Origin of the sequence: Cellvibrio sp. UBA7671 (genome assembly GCA_002483145.1) — a bacterium.
GTDB lineage: Bacteria > Pseudomonadota > Gammaproteobacteria > Pseudomonadales > Cellvibrionaceae > Cellvibrio > Cellvibrio fibrivorans.
Window position 1 is genome coordinate 95,328 of record DLHJ01000001.1, and the last position, 16,515, is coordinate 111,842.

The 16,515-nt window shown below is 48.0% G+C and carries 13 protein-coding genes; 10 read left to right on the forward strand and 3 right to left on the reverse strand.

The window, feature by feature from the left end; genetic code table 11:
• Positions 1–98 precede the first annotated feature (98 nt).
• The 5 genes from B4E62_RS00375 (at position 99) to B4E62_RS00395 (ending at position 6,630) form a co-directional block, all read left to right on the forward strand.
• Positions 99–1,643: a serine hydrolase domain-containing protein gene (locus B4E62_RS00375; RefSeq protein WP_331350640.1), complete on the forward strand. Its 1,545-nt coding sequence runs from the start codon at positions 99–101 to the stop codon at positions 1,641–1,643.
• 2 nt (positions 1,644–1,645) lie between these two features.
• Positions 1,646–2,485, forward strand: coding sequence for a CPBP family intramembrane glutamic endopeptidase (locus B4E62_RS00380; protein ID WP_331350641.1), 840 nt, complete (start codon positions 1,646–1,648; stop codon positions 2,483–2,485).
• Between the two features lie 196 nt (positions 2,486–2,681).
• A complete protein-coding gene (locus tag B4E62_RS00385; RefSeq protein ID WP_310074738.1) occupies positions 2,682–3,029 on the forward strand; it encodes a hypothetical protein in 348 nt (115 codons plus the stop codon).
• Between the two features lie 117 nt (positions 3,030–3,146).
• The gene (uvrD, locus tag B4E62_RS00390) at positions 3,147–5,369 is read left to right on the forward strand and encodes a DNA helicase II (RefSeq protein WP_331350642.1); all 2,223 of its coding nucleotides are present in this window, start codon (positions 3,147–3,149) and stop codon (positions 5,367–5,369) included.
• A gap of 100 nt (positions 5,370–5,469) precedes the next feature.
• Complete coding sequence (locus B4E62_RS00395) at positions 5,470–6,630, forward strand: TRAP transporter substrate-binding protein (RefSeq protein ID WP_331350643.1); 1,161 nt, start codon at positions 5,470–5,472, stop codon at positions 6,628–6,630.
• A gap of 52 nt (positions 6,631–6,682) precedes the next feature.
• Here B4E62_RS00395 and B4E62_RS00400 read toward each other — a convergent pair whose 3' ends face one another.
• From B4E62_RS00400 to B4E62_RS00410, 3 genes are all read right to left on the reverse strand, one after another.
• The gene (locus B4E62_RS00400) at positions 6,683–9,379 is read right to left on the reverse strand and encodes an LTA synthase family protein (RefSeq protein ID WP_331350644.1); all 2,697 of its coding nucleotides are present in this window, start codon (positions 9,377–9,379) and stop codon (positions 6,683–6,685) included.
• A gap of 21 nt (positions 9,380–9,400) precedes the next feature.
• The gene (locus B4E62_RS00405) at positions 9,401–9,913 is read right to left on the reverse strand and encodes a hypothetical protein (RefSeq protein ID WP_331350645.1); all 513 of its coding nucleotides are present in this window, start codon (positions 9,911–9,913) and stop codon (positions 9,401–9,403) included.
• Between the two features lie 238 nt (positions 9,914–10,151).
• A complete protein-coding gene (locus B4E62_RS00410; protein WP_331350646.1) occupies positions 10,152–10,373 on the reverse strand; it encodes a hypothetical protein in 222 nt (73 codons plus the stop codon).
• A gap of 264 nt (positions 10,374–10,637) precedes the next feature.
• On the opposite strand from B4E62_RS00410, the gene gmk reads away from it, so the two are divergent.
• From gmk to B4E62_RS00435, 5 genes are all read left to right on the forward strand, one after another.
• Entirely contained in the window at positions 10,638–11,255 is a 618-nt protein-coding gene (gene gmk / locus B4E62_RS00415; protein WP_331350647.1) for a guanylate kinase, read from the forward strand.
• A gap of 135 nt (positions 11,256–11,390) precedes the next feature.
• Positions 11,391–11,642 (forward strand): DNA-directed RNA polymerase subunit omega, encoded by a 252-nt coding sequence (gene rpoZ, locus B4E62_RS00420; protein WP_007638626.1) that lies wholly within the window; start codon positions 11,391–11,393, stop codon positions 11,640–11,642.
• Positions 11,643–11,729: 87 nt separating this feature from the next.
• On the forward strand, positions 11,730–13,844 hold the full coding sequence (locus tag B4E62_RS00425; protein ID WP_331350648.1) for a RelA/SpoT family protein: 2,115 nt from the start codon (positions 11,730–11,732) through the stop codon (positions 13,842–13,844).
• Between the two features lie 60 nt (positions 13,845–13,904).
• Entirely contained in the window at positions 13,905–14,288 is a 384-nt protein-coding gene (locus B4E62_RS00430; protein ID WP_331350649.1) for a RidA family protein, read from the forward strand.
• A 209-nt stretch (positions 14,289–14,497) separates the two neighbouring features.
• Positions 14,498–16,495: a S9 family peptidase gene (locus B4E62_RS00435; RefSeq protein WP_331350650.1), complete on the forward strand. Its 1,998-nt coding sequence runs from the start codon at positions 14,498–14,500 to the stop codon at positions 16,493–16,495.
• Positions 16,496–16,515 lie beyond the last annotated feature (20 nt).

The window sequence follows — 16,515 nt, forward strand, 5'->3', positions numbered from 1 at the left end:
AAAAATATCGATGGCAGGAAGGAATGATCGCATTTTTTTATTACCCTATTCCCCTCGGTCATCCACAAAATGGCCTTTAACGAGTTAGCTGTTTGTTTATGCGATCAACAATAAGTAGCAATCTACATACATGGGGGCGTCTTGCGGCAGCTGCCGCCCTGAGCCTCTTGATAATGGCACCGCTAGTGCAGGCATCAGGTGAAAAACGGGTCACTGTGCCTATTGCCCTGCCATTTCAGCAAGCGACATCTTTGTCGTCGAGCAGTGTAGCAGCCACTACTGCTGCGGCATTGCCGAACCCCAATGCGATCCAGCCCATGCCCTATACCCAGGCGCCCGCCCCTGCGGTGGCGGCGCTCTATTCGTCAGCAGCATATTCTTCTTCAGAGGCGCTTTCATCGGCAGTTCAGGTCGCGAATGTCAGTTCGGTGGCCACCAGTTCAGCGGCGCCCGCGGTAAAAGCGGCGGTTGCCAAGGAGGCAAGGCCGGCAGCAGTCAACATTCCCGTCGTAACCACAGCACCGATCAAGGCGCCACGTTATCCGGTTGGCCACCCAGAGGCATTTGTGCCCGAGTTTGAAGATTACATCGCCAAAAAAGTTGCGCCCTTTGTGCCGGGAGTCGCGGTGGTGATTGTCTCGGGAGGGCAGATTAAATCACTCAACGGTTATGGCGTGCGCCGCGCCGGCACGCGCGAAACTATCACTCCCGATACCGTGTTCCGCCTTGCGTCCCTGTCCAAAGCGGTTGCCGCAACCTCCGCCAGTGTATTGGTCAATGAGGGCAAAATCAGTTGGGATACCACCGTCACTTCAGTTCTACCAAATATCACCTTTAGCAATGCACGTTACGGCAAGCAACTCACCCTGCGCCATGCGCTCTCGCAATCCTCGGGTTTACCGCGCCACACCTACAGTCACTTTATTGATGCCAATAAGAGCTACGCCGATTCAGTGGCGCGCCTGCGCTATGTGAATTTCGTCTGCCCACCGGGCAAATGTTTTGCCTACCAGAATGTGATGTACAGCCTGTCGGGCGATATGATCAAGAACAAAGCGGGCATGAGTTTCGAGCAGTACACGGAAGAGAAAATTTTTGATCCGCTCGGCATGCGCAGCGCGTCCTATGGTCTGGCCAGCTACAACGCATCCCCCAATCGGGCCGCACCGCATGTCAATAATGGCAAGCGCTGGATTCCAACCGCCGTCACGGGTAATTGGTATCGCGTAGCACCGGCGGCGGGTGTGAACGCCAGCATTGTCGATATGTCGCGCTTTTTGCTCGCGCAGATGGGCAAGCGGCAGGATGTACTGCCACTCTCCGTACTCAATCCCATCCAGTCACGGGTGACCAAAAATACCCCGGCGCAAAACTATTACGGTGTGCGCAAAGCGGTGGGTAATACCGCCTATGGCATGGGCTGGCGGGTATTTGATTACGGCCGCAACAAAAACTTTATCCACCACGGCGGCCACGTAAAAGGTTTCCGCACCGAGATGGTATTCAACCGCGATTTACAGATCGGCATGGTATTCCTGTCCAATTCCGAAACCCGCCTTGCGCGCGATGTGATTTTTAAATTCCTCGATAGCTACGAGCGCGCCCAGACCGCGGCGCGCGCCGCTGCCAAGAAGAAAAAATAATCGTGAATCTCAACGCACTGCATCCGCGCCAGATTTTACGTGCACTCGATGAGATCGACCGGGCATCACCCTCATACACCCTTGATCGCCCTGCCGCCCTGCGTCGCGTCATGCTGGTGTTAGCCTGTGTGTCGGTGAGTTTGCTGGTGCTCCACTACGCCAAGTTTTCCACTAATCTCCTTGCGCTGCTGGGTTGGTTGGGCGACTGGAATGGCAAGGGTGAGCAGCATTATGTGCAAGCCTTGCAAGCGCAGGGTTGGTTGGAGTTGTGCGGCTATATCTGGTGGACGTTATGCCACTTGCTCACCTTTATCGTGCTGCCCTGGCTGGTGATCCGCTTCGGCTTCAAGCAATCCATGCTGGATTTTGGCTGGCGCTGGAACCAGGTGAGCGAGCACTGGCGCGGCTATCTGCTGCTGCTCAGCCCGATCCTGGTATTCGTTGTGCTGGTGAGTTTCGGCGATGATTTCGTCAACCACTACCCCTTTTATCGTCAGGCCGGGCGCAGCTGGCTCGACTTTCTCTTGTGGGAACTGCTCTACATGAGCCAGTTTGTGTTCCTCGAATTCTTTTTCCGCGGTTTTATGCTCAATGCCCTGCGTCCGGCCATGGGCGCCAATGCGATTTGGGTAATGTGTGTACCCTATATGATGATCCATTTACCCAAGCTTGCTCTTGAAGCGACCGGCGCGATTTTATTTGGCCTGTTTCTCGGCATTCTTGCACTGCAATCGCGCTCGATTTGGGGTGGCGTTTTGGTGCACGCCGGTGTGGCGCTGAGTATGGATCTAGCCGCATTGTTGCGTAAACAGGATATTCCTGGATCATTTTTTCCTTTCTGATTGTGCTCTTATAACTCCCCGCTGTTAGCTTTTTTTCGGGTATCTCTCCAGCCCTTGCAAATCAACGGCTTGTCGCTTAAATATTCAAATTGCCCGAAAATTGGCACCTAAGGCATCAAAATAGTGCGACTTGAATCACGAATTTTTGCTGCTAAAGTCACTGTTACCCGGCAAAAAACTTCTGTGAGGAAAGGATATGATTCACATCTACAGCACGGCAAGCGTCAAATCAGCGCTCTTCCTGATTGCTCTGATGGCCACAGCGGCAACCCATGCATCGCTACTCGACTGCACCACATCCCCATATGTAGATGTGGTCGCCGATGCACCATGCACCCCCATCGAACCCCTGGTGGATGAAAGCAAAACCTACATATTGGAAGAGGCTATTCCCGCGCAACCCATCAAAGCTGTACTGGCGGGTTTTCAGGTTAACCAGACGCGTGCCGCCAGTGCCCTACCTGAATCAGCTCCACTAGTCGTGTTGATTGGTGCCTTGCTTGCGGTGCTATTGGTTCGCGCCAAAAGCTGTAATACCAAATAGTTGTTTTTATAATATCCAGTAACAGCTGCGCAAAACCCGCGAACCTGCAAAAACAAAGATGGCTATATGTATATCTAGCCAGTAAAATCGCCGCATTCTTTTTTACTGGCTCTGGTTATGGATGTTTCCCTCCTATTAGATTCGCTCAATACTGCCCAGCGCGACGCGGTTGCGGCGCCAGCGTGCAACCAATTGATCCTCGCTGGAGCGGGCAGCGGTAAAACGCGTGTGTTGGTGCATCGTATCGCCTGGCTGATCCAGGTGGAAAAAGTATCGCCCTATTCGATAATGGCGGTGACTTTTACCAACAAAGCCGCACGTGAAATGCGCGCGCGCCTCGACGAGCTCTTCCAACAGAACGGACAGCCCATCAACAGCCGCGCTATGTGGGTCGGCACTTTCCACGGCCTCGCACATCGACTGTTAAAGGCGCATTGGCAGGATGCAAAACTGCCGCAGAATTTCCAGATTTTGGATAGCGATGATCAGTTGCGTCTGATCAAACGCGTCTACCAAACGCTCAATATCGACGAAAACAAATGGCCTCATAAACAGGCGCAGTGGTACATCAACGGCCAAAAAGATGAAGGCCTGCGCCCGCAGCATATCCAGGATACTGGCGATCCCTTTGTGCGCACCATGCTGCAAATTTATCGCGCTTATGAAGAAGACTGCCAGCGCGGTGGCATGGTGGATTTCGCCGAGATCTTATTGCGCGCCCACGAACTCTGGCTGCATAAGCCGCATATCCTTGAACACTATCAACAGCGTTTCCCGTTTGTATTGGTCGATGAATTCCAGGATACCAATAGCGTGCAATATGCGTGGCTGCGTGTGCTTGCGGGAAAAAGCGCGTGCGTGAGCGCAGTGGGCGACGACGACCAATCCATTTACGGTTGGCGCGGAGCGAAAATTGAAAACATCCAGCGGTTCTCGCAGGATTTTGCTGATACCCAAGTATATCGCCTCGAGCAAAATTATCGCTCCACCGGCAATATCCTCAAAGCCGCTAACGCAGTGATCAAACACAACTACGGCCGCCTTGGTAAAGAGTTGTGGACGGAAGGTGAAAAAGGCGAGCCGATTTCGCTATACGCCGCCTACAACGAACAGGATGAAGCGCGCTTTATAGTCGAGCGCATCCAGGATTGGGCGCGCAAAGGCCATGCGAAGAAAACCATCGCAATTTTGTATCGCTCCAACGCCCAGTCGCGCGTATTGGAAGAAGCCTTGTTGCGCGAGGCGATTCCCTATCGCATTTACGGCGGTCAGCGCTTTTATGATCGCCTCGAAATTAAAAATGCCATCGCCTACATGCGCTTGATTAGCAACCGCCACGACGATGCCGGTTTTGAACGCGTGATTAATACCCCGACGCGCGGTATCGGCGGCAAAACCGTTGACGATATTCGCTTGTTTGCACGCGAACAGGGCTGCTCGCTCTGGGCAGCAGCCGAACAAATGGTTGCCAAGCGCGTACTCGCTGCACGCGCCGGTAATGCGGTGCAATCATTTTTAAATTTGGTTGAAAAGCTCGCGCAGGATGCAAACGCAATTGATATCCACGGCGATACGCCATCGCTCGATATGGTTGCAAAACAAGTCATCGAAGACACCGGCCTGCTGGAATTTCATCAAAATGAAAAAGGTGAAAAAGGCCAGGCGCGCGGCGAAAACTTGCAGGAATTAATTACTGCCTGCCGCGCATTTGATGCGGAAGAAGAGAATGAAGAACTCTCGCCGCTACAACAATTTTTAGATACAGCGGCACTCGATGCCGGTGAAACCCAGGCCGATGAATTTGAAGATGCAGTGCAATTAATGACGCTGCACTCGGCCAAAGGGTTGGAATTTCCGCTGGTGTTTTTGGCCGGTGTGGAAGAGGGTTTGTTCCCGCATAAAATGTCGGCGGATGACCCGGATCGTTTGGAAGAAGAGCGGCGCCTGTGTTACGTGGGCATCACTCGCGCTATGGAAAAGTTATTTATCAGTTATGCCGAAACCCGTCGCTTGTACGGCAATGAAACCTTTAACGCGGTGTCCCGTTTTGTGAAAGAAATTCCTGAAGATTGTATCGAAGAAGTGCGTTTAAAAACCGCGGTCACCCGTCCAGTCAGTTTTAATCGCCCGCTCACCAAACCCTCAACGCGCCAGCCCATGTACGATACCGGTGAAGACACCGGCTTCCGCCTCGGCCAACGCGTCACCCACGCTATGTTTGGCGAAGGTGTGATTTTGCAATTTGAAGGTTCAGGCCCGAATGCGGTAATTCAAGTTAAATTTGAAACTATCGGTATCAAACGCTTGGTGATGCAATATGCAAAGTTGCAGGCGCTGTAAAGCCTCTGTATAAAGTGCAGCCAAAAAAACTACAGCTGTAGCAAAATTTGCTACGACGATAAAACGCAAATATTTTTTCAGATCCTGAAGCGAAGGAACTATGAATAATAAATCCACTAACTGGTACCCGCTTGTTATTGTCATCCTGATCGCCACCTTGGCCGCGGTATTCGCGGCTTTAGTGTTGGAGAAATCCAAACCTGCAGATGCAGTGCAAAATACATCTGTAAGCGCGCAAAATTCTTCGGCAGTTTCTTCCCAGCAATACCATTGGAAAATGGTAACTTCCTGGCCAAAAAACACACCCGGATTAGGCGTAGGTGCAGAGAATTTGGCACGTGTGATTAACGAAATGTCCGGTGGGCGCTTGCAAATTCATGTGTATGGTGCAAATGAATTAGTGCCTGCCATGGGTGTGTTTGATGCGGTGTCATCGGGCAGTGTGGAAATGGGACATTCCGGCAGTTATTTCTGGCGCGGCAAGGTACCCGCTGCGCAATTTTTTACCTCAGTACCCTTTGGGATGAATGCGCAGGAATTGTATGGCTGGATCAACCACGGCGGCGGTTTGGAATTGTGGCGCGAACTTTACGCCCCCTTTAATTTAATTCCCTTTCCAGCGGGCAATACCGGTGTGCAAATGGCCGGTTGGTTTAATCGTGAAATTAATACAGTAGACGATTTGCGCGGTTTAAAAATGCGCATTCCCGGTTTGGCGGGTGAAGTATTTAATCTGGCTGGCGGTACATCGGTAAATATTCCCGGTGGTGAACTTTATACAGCGTTGCAAACCGGTGTTATTGATGCGGCGGAATGGGTCGGGCCGGAAAATGATTTGGCGTTTGGTTTCCAGCAGATCGCCAAATATTATTACTATCCCGGTTGGCATGAACCGGGTCCGTCGATGGAATTGATCATCAACAAAACCGCGTTTGAAAATTTGCCCAAGGATTTGCAGGCGATTGTGACCTACGCTGCGCGCGCGATGAGCCAGGATATGTTTGACAGTTACACTGCGCACAACAGTCGCGCGTTAAAAGAACTGGTTGACAATCAAGGTGTGCAAATTCGCCGTTTGCCGGATGAAGTACTGAAGCATTTCTACGAAATTTCGCAGCAGGTATATGCGGAGCAAGCTGCAAAAGATCCGCGATTTAAGAAGGTATACGATTCCTATTCTGCGTTTATGAAGGACTCGGCCGCCTACCAAAAAATTTCCGAACAGACCTATTACGAAGTGCGCGAACAGCAACGTGATTAACTCAATACCAAATTGTGACTGATAGGGTGGAACTAGCCTGCATCAGAGTGAATTATTCTGGTTTCACTATTGGGAAAGGATCTGTAATACCAAAGAAACCTAACCCTCCCTGATTAAAAAAGGCATCAAAAAACGCATGCTTATATAGTAGCCGCAGTTGCTTTTCCTCATCTGAAAGAAGACGCACGGGATTCCCATTGAGCAAATCCGCACGAGTTGGTTTGTTAAAAAAATTAGTCTCGCGAAGTTTATCAATTGTTTTTTCCAGCCCGGACTCTCCTAAACCTGCCATTTGTGTTAATCGTTGACCGAAAAAAGTGATGGGCATGTGCCTCGGCCAACTTTTATCAAACGGTTGGTTACTCCAAACCAGATAGGGTGTTGAGTAGAACTCCTGAAATGCCATCCCAATACTTTCAGGCTTAAATCCGGTCTCATGATAAATTTTAAAGTTTGCACCCAGAATAGGTAGATGATCACCATAAAACAAGATGGTAACCGGCGGGGAGTTTTGTTGTTGAAATTCACTAATTAATTCCGCCAAGGCGTCACGTGACTCACGAACACCTATTGAGTAAGTGGTTAGTATCTGATGTTCAGATTCTGGAAGTTGCGGAGCTGCTGACCAATTAATAGAAATTGGGGGCAATCCCTGATAACGATCATCTTCAAATGGCCCATGGTTTGCCATAGTTACCGTAAAAATAAACTGCGGTTCTTGAGCTTGCTGAAGCTGCTGCAGAATCAGTCCGTTAATTGCGCGATCAGTAACGTAGAGTTTATTGCGCTCGGCCTCCTTGAAGTAGTCAACATCTTTAAATTCAGAAAAACCAAGCAGGGGATATGATTTGTCCCGACCCCAGAACCAACCCTCACTGGCGTGTATGCCGAGAGTTTTATATCCAGCTTGGTGAAAACGCCAGACAATACTGGGCATTGGTTTTTCAATAAAATGTACAAATGGCACGCTTACACCAGGAAATAACTTTAGGGCTATTCCGGTTAAAAATTCAAACTCAGTATTTGCAGTCATCCCCCCGAACGAGGGAACCTCAACATAGCCTGATGCACAATTTGATTCTAGCGTGGACAAAGTGCTACATAAGTTATCCAAATCACCGGGAGAACCTTCGGGAAACAATCCGTCGGCAAGTTGTCCTGGATCCCAAAAAGCTTCTGACTGAATAACAATGACGTGAGGTTGTATCTGTGCAGATTTTTCGGTTGATACGTCTACTTTTATATTGCTTGCTTGCGCCAATAAATTCACTGAATTACTACTATAGTTTTCTGGTTTTTCAAGGGTAAATCCAGCGATATGTTTATATATAAAGCTAGGGAAAAATCCGGAATAGGTATATAGCTGTGCCGCACCTGGCATATCCCAAGCATTGGGAATGCGGGACTCATCAAATACTTTATTAGGATAATGCAAGAAACCTAATATTAGCCCAAAAGCAATCAAACCTCGCAGTGCCGCCCATATTTTTCTGTTAACCAAAAACGATGGAAATTTCCACAACAAATAAATGAAACCAATGAATGATGAAAAAATTGCACCATAAATTAATACGGCGAATTGCTTCCCCGCAATAAAAATTAAAGAGTCGAATGCCTGATTCACCATATGAAAATCAGTTGGCATTAAAGGGACTCCAAGAAATTGAACTTTAAGATAATTGATAACTGACACTAATAAAATAAGTGCAATCGTAAATAAGGCCGCAGCGATTCTGGCCAAAAAAAAGCGTACGACAAAATAGATCAAACAGATAGTAAAAGCGCTGATGGAAAAAAAATAAAATGAATTTTCCACCCAACGAATTAGTTCATTTATCTCCCAACCTCGAACCGGTACTTCCACCATTACAATTGCAAGAAATATTAGGGTTAGCACCCAAAGAACAGATTTTTGGAAATAGGCCAGGAGTTCATAACTGCTTGAAAAGCGCTTATCTATCGACCCCACTTGTTGGGCAGGAGAAATTTTTGTCCGGCTAGCCCAGCTAACCCAGTCAATCCACCAACTTAAAAAATGGACCGTTATCGGGAGCACTGCGATCACCAGTGTCGCCACTGCAAATCCAAAGCACCCTGCATAGGTCATCGTCGGCGAAGCGCCAATTACAGCAAATAAAATAGCGGAAAAAAATGACAGTATTAGTGCAGATAAAAACCACAACTCTATCTGTTGCGATATCAGTAAATGACAGAATGTATCTTTGGCTGGTTTTGATGTCTGTCGTTTTTCCAGATAGTATCCTAACGCAACAGATAGAACACATAAAGAAAGGTGAAAATTAATATAGGTATATATAAGCCCTAAAATGCCTAGCATTATCAATAGCATCACAATTTTTTTCTGATGCAGCACTCGGTCAATCTGAACAAGTATCAAACCAATTAAACAAGCGGCGGTGAAATGTGTTGGCCCAACAGGTATAAACCATTCAGTTACCATGGATGGTTGAAAATACTGAGCTATAGAATAGTAAAAATATTGCAGAAGAATATGAATCAGTAATGCCGAATAAAATATTTTTGCAACTTGATAGGTTCGAAAAAGTTTTCCAAGATGTGCTCCGAGCAGTAGTAGCACAAGACCGCTTGAGCAAATATTCAAAACATTGATGAAAATTATTGAGATGCCTGAATTTTGAGCCCCAGACTGGATTAGCAACTGTATGAACACGAACACAATTGCTAACGCTGAGTAAAAGGCCTTTAATTTGATTACTGCATATGGCATTAAATTGTTCCTTAAATTCCCTTAAAGACGCGCTTCAATATTGAAAATTGTCCGTTGCACTTCGTAGATAGCAGAACCTCTTGCAGGATTTATTTTGAAATCGTCTGGCGGAAAAATAAAAGCCACGACTTCATAAATACCTGGCGGTATATTTCTTCTGGTAGGAATTTCCAACTCATCTGTAAATAGAATTCCATCAGCAGGAATGTCTGTGAATTTTATAGAAGTAGACTTTATGGAGTTGGTGTCTAAACGCCCCAACTCATGCTTATGATTTCTAACATAATAAGAAATGTTGTGATTTTGTGGCAGTGGAGCAGAGAGCCACCACTTGACAGTGAACTTTATTGGCTGTCCGGGTTTAATTCTTGTAGCTGCAGGAGTGGCACTAACAAGTTGCGCTTGGGTACCAAAGTTTGCATAGTGAAATTGTTCTGCCGGTCTGTTTATTTGAATGCCCAGCCAAATTACGGCAAGTGAATTTACAATTGCTATAGTTTGTGTCAATCGGTAATCACGATGTAGATTTGTCACTTTTTCTCCAAAAAATAGTTTCCCACGTAGCCTTAATTTTTTAATAAATAGTTACTGCGACATTCTTATAAAGAACTTCCAAAACCACCAAAACGGAATAATGCCATAGGATGTAAAAAGAGAAAAACGATTGCGTCACTGATGCTTAGTCAGGCGGGCAATTTAGAGTGGCGTTAACGTGGATGCTAACAAACAGTGGGGCTGTATGCTGAAATGCATATTTTTACGATAGATGAAATTATCTCTCAAGGTCGCCCTGCGCAGTAATTTCCACCAGAGTTGCAATCCCATTCTTGCGCAGTTTTTCCATTAAGCGCGCCAGCTGTTCTACTTGCGCTGCATCCAATTGTTCGCCGTGGGTGAAGCTCAAACGTTTCTTTGCTACTAGCTCGCGCACATATTCAGGGCGCACACGCAGACGTTCGGCGGTTTGAGTGATTGAAAGGAGTTGACGCAACATGGAGTGCTCACGAACTGATCGATTAAGTGGCTTACTATGACATATTTAGACGCCGTTTGGGGCACCCTTAGGGGCACTGCTTTCTGCGCCCATCATTTTAATCACGGACAGGGCGCAGGTTAGTACTGGGCTGGGCGCAGCAAGCGGCGCCCCTACTTATTCGTGCAATCTGGCAGCTTTGGCTGTGCGTTGCGGCAAGCTGTGCCATAATTTCCCTCATAACATTTCTGCTGACCCCAATTTTTCTGCTGATAAGGTTCTTCCATGGCTAATCTTGGCACCCTCTATACCGTTTCTGCGCCTTCAGGTGCAGGCAAAACCAGTCTGGTCAGCGCACTGGTGAAATCCAACCCGGAAGTTTGTGTTTCTATCTCCCACACCACCCGCCCTATGCGCCCCGGTGAAATTGATGGGGTGAATTATCATTTTGTCGATCATGCGACCTTTGAATCCATGCTGGAGCAGGGTGCATTCCTCGAACATGCACGAGTGTTTAGCAATCTGTATGGCACTTCCCAGCAATGGGTGGTTGATACCTTAAAACAGGGTATCGATGTGATTTTGGAGATTGATTGGCAGGGCGCCGAGCAAGTGCGCAAATTAATGCCGGATACGGTGAGCCTGTTTATCCTTCCGCCTTCACTCGCGTGTTTGCGCCAGCGGTTAACCGGGCGTGGGCAAGATGATGTCGCTGTGATTGAAGCGCGGATGAGTGAGGCAATTAACGAGATGTCACATTATGTCGAGGCGGATTATTTGATTATCAACGACGATTTCACTGTGGCCCTCGCGCAATTCCAGGCGCTAATTACCAGTCAGCACATCCGCCTTGCACGCCAGGCCGAGCGCCACAGTCAGTTACTAAAAGACTTATTGGCTTAAATTTAGTCATGCGCGGTTGGCATAGTTGCTGCTGCTGACGCATAATAGCCGACCGGACCGCAGCCCGGCTGAACGCAGCCCGACCGCATTTCCCCCAGCGTCCGTAAATCACTTATAGAAAGTAGAGCAAAAGTTATGGCACGTATTACCGTTGAAGATTGTTTGGATCACGTTGATAACCGTTTCGAATTGGTGATGGTTGGCAGCAAACGCGCGCGTCAATTGGCAATTGGTGGTAAAGAACCACACGTTGCGCCAGAAAATGACAAACCTACCGTTATCGCCCTGCGCGAGATCGAAGAAGGTTTTATCGATGCGAGCATCCTGTTGGAAAAGGATACATTGCCGCAACCAAAACCCGAGCGCGTGTACGAAAACGATATCTAAATCGATTTTTAAGATGCCAGTACCCGCTATGCTCCAAGGCGGGTGTGTTGTCTGGCGTGTTGTTTGGCATGATGTTTGGAGAGGGGCGTGCAAACCATAGAGGCTTTGAGCCACCGGCTATCGTCTTATCTGGAACCTTCCCAAATCAATTTGGTGAAGCGCGCCTACTTCTACGCGGAACAAGCCCACGACGGCCAAAAACGTCGCAGCGGCGAAGCTTATATCACTCATCCCCTCGCCGTTGCAGATATCCTCGCTGGTATGCACATGGACCATCAAAGTTTGATGGCGGCCATGTTGCACGATGTGATTGAAGATACCGGCATCAGCAAAAAAGCCATCGCCGGTCAGTTTGGCGATTCGGTCGCCGACCTCGTTGATGGCGTGAGTAAACTCACCCAGATTGAGTTTGAATCACACGCCGAAAAGCAGGCGGAAAACTTCCAGAAGATGGCCTTGGCTATGGCCAATGACCTGCGTGTAATCCTGGTCAAACTGGCTGACCGCTTGCACAACATGCGAACCCTCGGCGCCATGCCGCCGGAGAAAAAGCGCCGTATCGCCAAAGAGACTCTGGAAATCTACGCCCCCATTGCCCATCGCCTTGGTATGAATGAAGTACGTTTGGAATTGGAAGACCGCAGCTTTTACTGTATGTATCCGCTGCGCGCGACCCGCTTGCAAGCTGCGCTCAAAACCGCGCGCGGCAATCGCAAAGAACTGGTCGAGCAGATTCAAACCTCCTTCGAAAAGCGTCTCGCAAAAGAAAATATCAACTCGATTGTGATTGGCCGCGAGAAGCACTTGTTCAGCATCTATGAAAAGATGCGCCAGAAGAAAAAGTTCTTCAAAGAGATTATGGATGTATATGCATTCCGCATCGTGGTGGATACGGTCGATACCTGTTACCGCGTACTCGGTGTGGTGCACAACCTTTACAAGCCGGTGACCAGCGAGTTTAAAGATTACATCGCCATTCCCAAAACTAACGGCTACCAGTCACTGCATACCGTATTGGTGGGCATGCACGGGGTACCGATTGAGGTGCAGATTCGCACCAAAGAAATGGATGAAATGGCCAACAGCGGAATTGCTGCCCACTTCCTTTATAAATCCAACAGCGGTGAGCCCATCAACGCCAGCCACAGCCGCGCGCGCCAATGGGTACAAGGGCTGCTGGAAATGCAGAAGAATGCTGGAAACTCGCTCGAATTTATCGAAAACGTCAAAATCGACCTCTTCCCCGATGAGGTCTATGTATTTACCCCCAAGGGCAAGATTGTCGAGCTGCCCACCGGTGCGACGCCGGTCGATTTTGCCTATGCTGTGCACACCGATGTGGGTAATACCTGCGTCGCCTGCCGCATCAACGAGCGGATGGCACCCCTATCGCAGCCGCTGCTGAGTGGCCAAAAAGTGGCGATCATCACCGCGCAGGGCGCCCAGCCCAATCCCAACTGGCTCAATTTTGCGGTATCGGCCAAGGCGCGTTCGGCGATCCGCCACTACCTCAAGCACCAACGTCATCACCAGTCCGTTACACTCGGTAAACGCATGCTCAGCCGCGCGTTGGCAGAAAACCATATCGATCTTGAGCATCTGGGTGAGGAGCAACAGCACAAGCTGCTGATGAGTGCGCAGGTAGATTCCATGGACAAACTCTACGAAGAGATTGGCTTGGGCAACAAGGTGGTTTACTCGCTGGTGAAGTTATTGCAGCCCGATGCCGAAATGAAAGGTCGCTCGGGTTCGCTCAATTCAGCGATTACCATCGATTCCGCAGAAGGCATGATGATCAGCTTCGCGCGCTGCTGCCGCCCGATTCCGGGTGACCCGATTATCGGCCATGTCAGCTCCGGTAAAGGCTTGGTGATCCATCAGGACACCTGCCGCAACATCGCCGAAATCCGCAACTATCCCGATAAAATCAGCCAGGTGAACTGGGCTGCCACCGTCAGCGGCGAGTTTTTGGTGGATGTGCGCGTCGAAGTGGAAAGTGACCGTGGCATTATCGCGACACTTGCCACGCGCATTACTGAGCAGGGTGCGAGTATCGAGCACATCAATGTTCATGAGCGCGACGCGCACAACAGCGTGATCCATCTGTGTATCGGCGTGCACAACCGCATCCATCTCGCCAATATCATGCGCCGCATCCGCAACCTGAGTTTTGTGATTCGGGTGAATCGCAGTAAAAACTAGCCATAATCCTCTATACTCTTGCTCTTCCCTCTTTTGAAAAAAACCAATAAAGGTTCTCTCATGACCAATAAAGCTATTATTCACAGCGACAACGCCCCAGCCGCAATAGGCACCTATTCCCAAGCGGTGAAGGTTAACCACACGGTTTATCTCTCCGGCCAAATCCCGCTCGACCCTAAAACCATGCAAATGGTCGATGGCGATTTTGCTGCGCAAGCGCATCAAGTATTCAAAAATCTCGCAGCTGTATGTGAAGCTGCTGGCGGCGGTCTGAAAGATATCGTCAAGCTCAATATCTACCTTACTGATTTGGCTAATTTCCCGGTTGTGAATGAAGTGATGGGTCAATATTTTCAACAACCTTACCCGGCGCGTGCTGCTGTGGGCATCAACCAATTGCCCCGCGCCTCGCTGATTGAGGCGGATGGGGTGATGGTGCTGTAAAAATAGTGTTACAGTTTTTACATGTAAAAAAAGCCCGGTTTTTCCGGGCTTTTTTAATTTAACTTTACGAATTAGCCTCCTGCTCTTGTTGAAATATCCTCGCTGTATTATTTTTGTGATGCCTAACACTAAGTATGTTGTTGCGCAATAATGTGATTTTTACTGATGGAAAATCACCATAATAATCGCCAGGGTAAAAAGGATTGGCTATGACTTTTTTTTCAAAACTACTGCTTGTAATCTATTTTTCTACCTTCTTCTCTGCTGGAACTTTTGCAGCATCCGATCTTAGCACTGAAAGCTTTTCCCAACTGCCGGATGTGAGCAATCTGGTGTTATCACCCTCAGGAAAAAAGTTAGCATCCACTGTACGTGTGAGCGTTGGCGACACCCAAGGCGTTGCAGTGCAAGTGATGGATTTGGCAACGAAGAAAAATAAAATGGTGCTTTTTACCGATAATTCCAAATTCTTTTTTAAATGGATTGGTTGGAAAGATGATACGACATTAATGGTCTCCACTTTTACTCCTGCCGAGCGTGATACCTGGGTTGGTATGGGGTCGGTACGTTTTAAAGCCCGCGATCATGATTTGATGTTAATCGATACTGAGTCAGAAAAAATTACTCAGCCAATCACGAGTAAATTTTTAAAGCGTTACAAAATTACTCCATCGGTACGCGACTGGGTTGTTGATAGTTTGTACGATGACCCCGAGCATATTTTGATGGCATTTCCCGGTGCGGATGCTGGCTTTATGAGTGGCTTGATGGTTTACAAAATCAATATCAAAACACAGCGAGCAACTACCTATCACTCCAGTAAAACGAATGCTGGTAATTGGATGACTGATCAGCAGCATCGTGTCCGAGTGGGCACTCAGATCGAAGATGATCAAGTTTCTATCTTGGTATACGATCTGGATTCGAAAAAATGGCAATCTCTATGGACGTATAAAATATTTTCTGAGGATCAAGTAGATCCCTTGGGTTTTGGTAAAGACCCTAATGAATTTTATATCCGTGCCTACCATCAATCTCGCCAGGCCATTTTCAAAGTGAATCTGAAAGATCCAACCTTGAAACGTGAGCTTATGGTTGCTGATGCTAACTACGATGTGCAAGGAAGTTTGGTGTATTCGCCAGTGACTGGGGAAGTCATTGGTGTGAGCGCATCAGCAGAAGGGGGTACACATTTTTTTGACAAGGGCATGCAGAGCCTGCAGGCAAAAATAGACAAGGCTATTCCTGAGCATCGCAATTATATTTATTCCATTACCAACGACTTGAACATGTTTTTGGTTTTTTCTTCCAATGCCACAAACTCTGGCACTTTTTATCTCGGCACCATGAACCCGTTGAGGCTGGATGCGGTGGCGTATAGTTATAAAAAACTTTTGCCTGAGTTCATGAGTAAAACCCAGCGAATTGAATACACCGCTCGGGACGGCTTAAAAATAGAGGCCTACCTGACAATTCCCAAGGGTAAGCCAGCAAAAAATCTCCCAACGTTGATGTTCCCACACGGCGGCCCCCATGCTCGGGATAGTGGCGTTTTCGACTATTGGGCGCAATTTTTCGCTAACAAGGGTTACGCTGTGTTGCAAATGAATTTCCGCGGTTCTGATGGCCAAGGCATAGATCATAGAAATGCCGGGATGAAAAACTGGGGTAAGGAAATGCAGGATGATGTTGAAGATGGCGCACGTAAATTAATTGCCGATGGCATTGCCGATCCTAATGCGATTGGAATAGTGGGTGGAAGTTATGGCGGTTATGCTGCCTTGATGGGTGTGGTGAAAACGCCGGATTTTTACCGTTGTGCGATTAGCGTAAATGGTGTGAGTAATGTATATGACTTGGTTAAAGATCGGCGTGCTTTTTGGTTGAGCTACAACGCGATTGACGAGCAGATCGGCAATGACAATGCAACGCTTAAGGCTATTTCACCCGTCAACTTCGCTGATAAAATCAAAGCGCCCGTGTTATTAGTGCACGGTACTGATGACCGCCAAGTGGAAATTAAACACAGTTATCAAATGCGCGATGCCCTGCAAAAAGCCAAAAAAGATGTGACCTTTGTAGAGCTGCCGAGCGAAGATCACTTTTTATTAAACGAAAAAAATCGCATCGATACTTTCCGCGCGATGGATGCGTTTTTGAATAAGTGTTTACCGATTAAAACAGATAAGCCTGTAGCGGTTAATTAATGCTGAATTGATCAAAAATA

What these genes read in the sequence shown, in the direction of transcription:
- gmk (WP_331350647.1), top strand. Translation starts at nt 10,638, where the DNA reads ATGGCTAATCTTGGCACCCTCTATACCGTTTCTGCGCCTTCAGGTGCA.
- uvrD (WP_331350642.1), top strand. Translation starts at nt 3,147, where the DNA reads ATGGATGTTTCCCTCCTATTAGATTCGCTCAATACTGCCCAGCGCGAC.
- B4E62_RS00385 (WP_310074738.1), top strand. Translation starts at nt 2,682, where the DNA reads ATGATTCACATCTACAGCACGGCAAGCGTCAAATCAGCGCTCTTCCTG.
- rpoZ (WP_007638626.1), top strand. Translation starts at nt 11,391, where the DNA reads ATGGCACGTATTACCGTTGAAGATTGTTTGGATCACGTTGATAACCGT.
- B4E62_RS00375 (WP_331350640.1), top strand. Translation starts at nt 99, where the DNA reads ATGCGATCAACAATAAGTAGCAATCTACATACATGGGGGCGTCTTGCG.
- B4E62_RS00435 (WP_331350650.1), top strand. Translation starts at nt 14,498, where the DNA reads ATGACTTTTTTTTCAAAACTACTGCTTGTAATCTATTTTTCTACCTTC.
- B4E62_RS00430 (WP_331350649.1), top strand. Translation starts at nt 13,905, where the DNA reads ATGACCAATAAAGCTATTATTCACAGCGACAACGCCCCAGCCGCAATA.
- B4E62_RS00410 (WP_331350646.1), bottom strand. Translation starts at nt 10,373, where the DNA reads ATGTTGCGTCAACTCCTTTCAATCACTCAAACCGCCGAACGTCTGCGT.
- B4E62_RS00395 (WP_331350643.1), top strand. Translation starts at nt 5,470, where the DNA reads ATGAATAATAAATCCACTAACTGGTACCCGCTTGTTATTGTCATCCTG.
- B4E62_RS00400 (WP_331350644.1), bottom strand. Translation starts at nt 9,379, where the DNA reads ATGCCATATGCAGTAATCAAATTAAAGGCCTTTTACTCAGCGTTAGCA.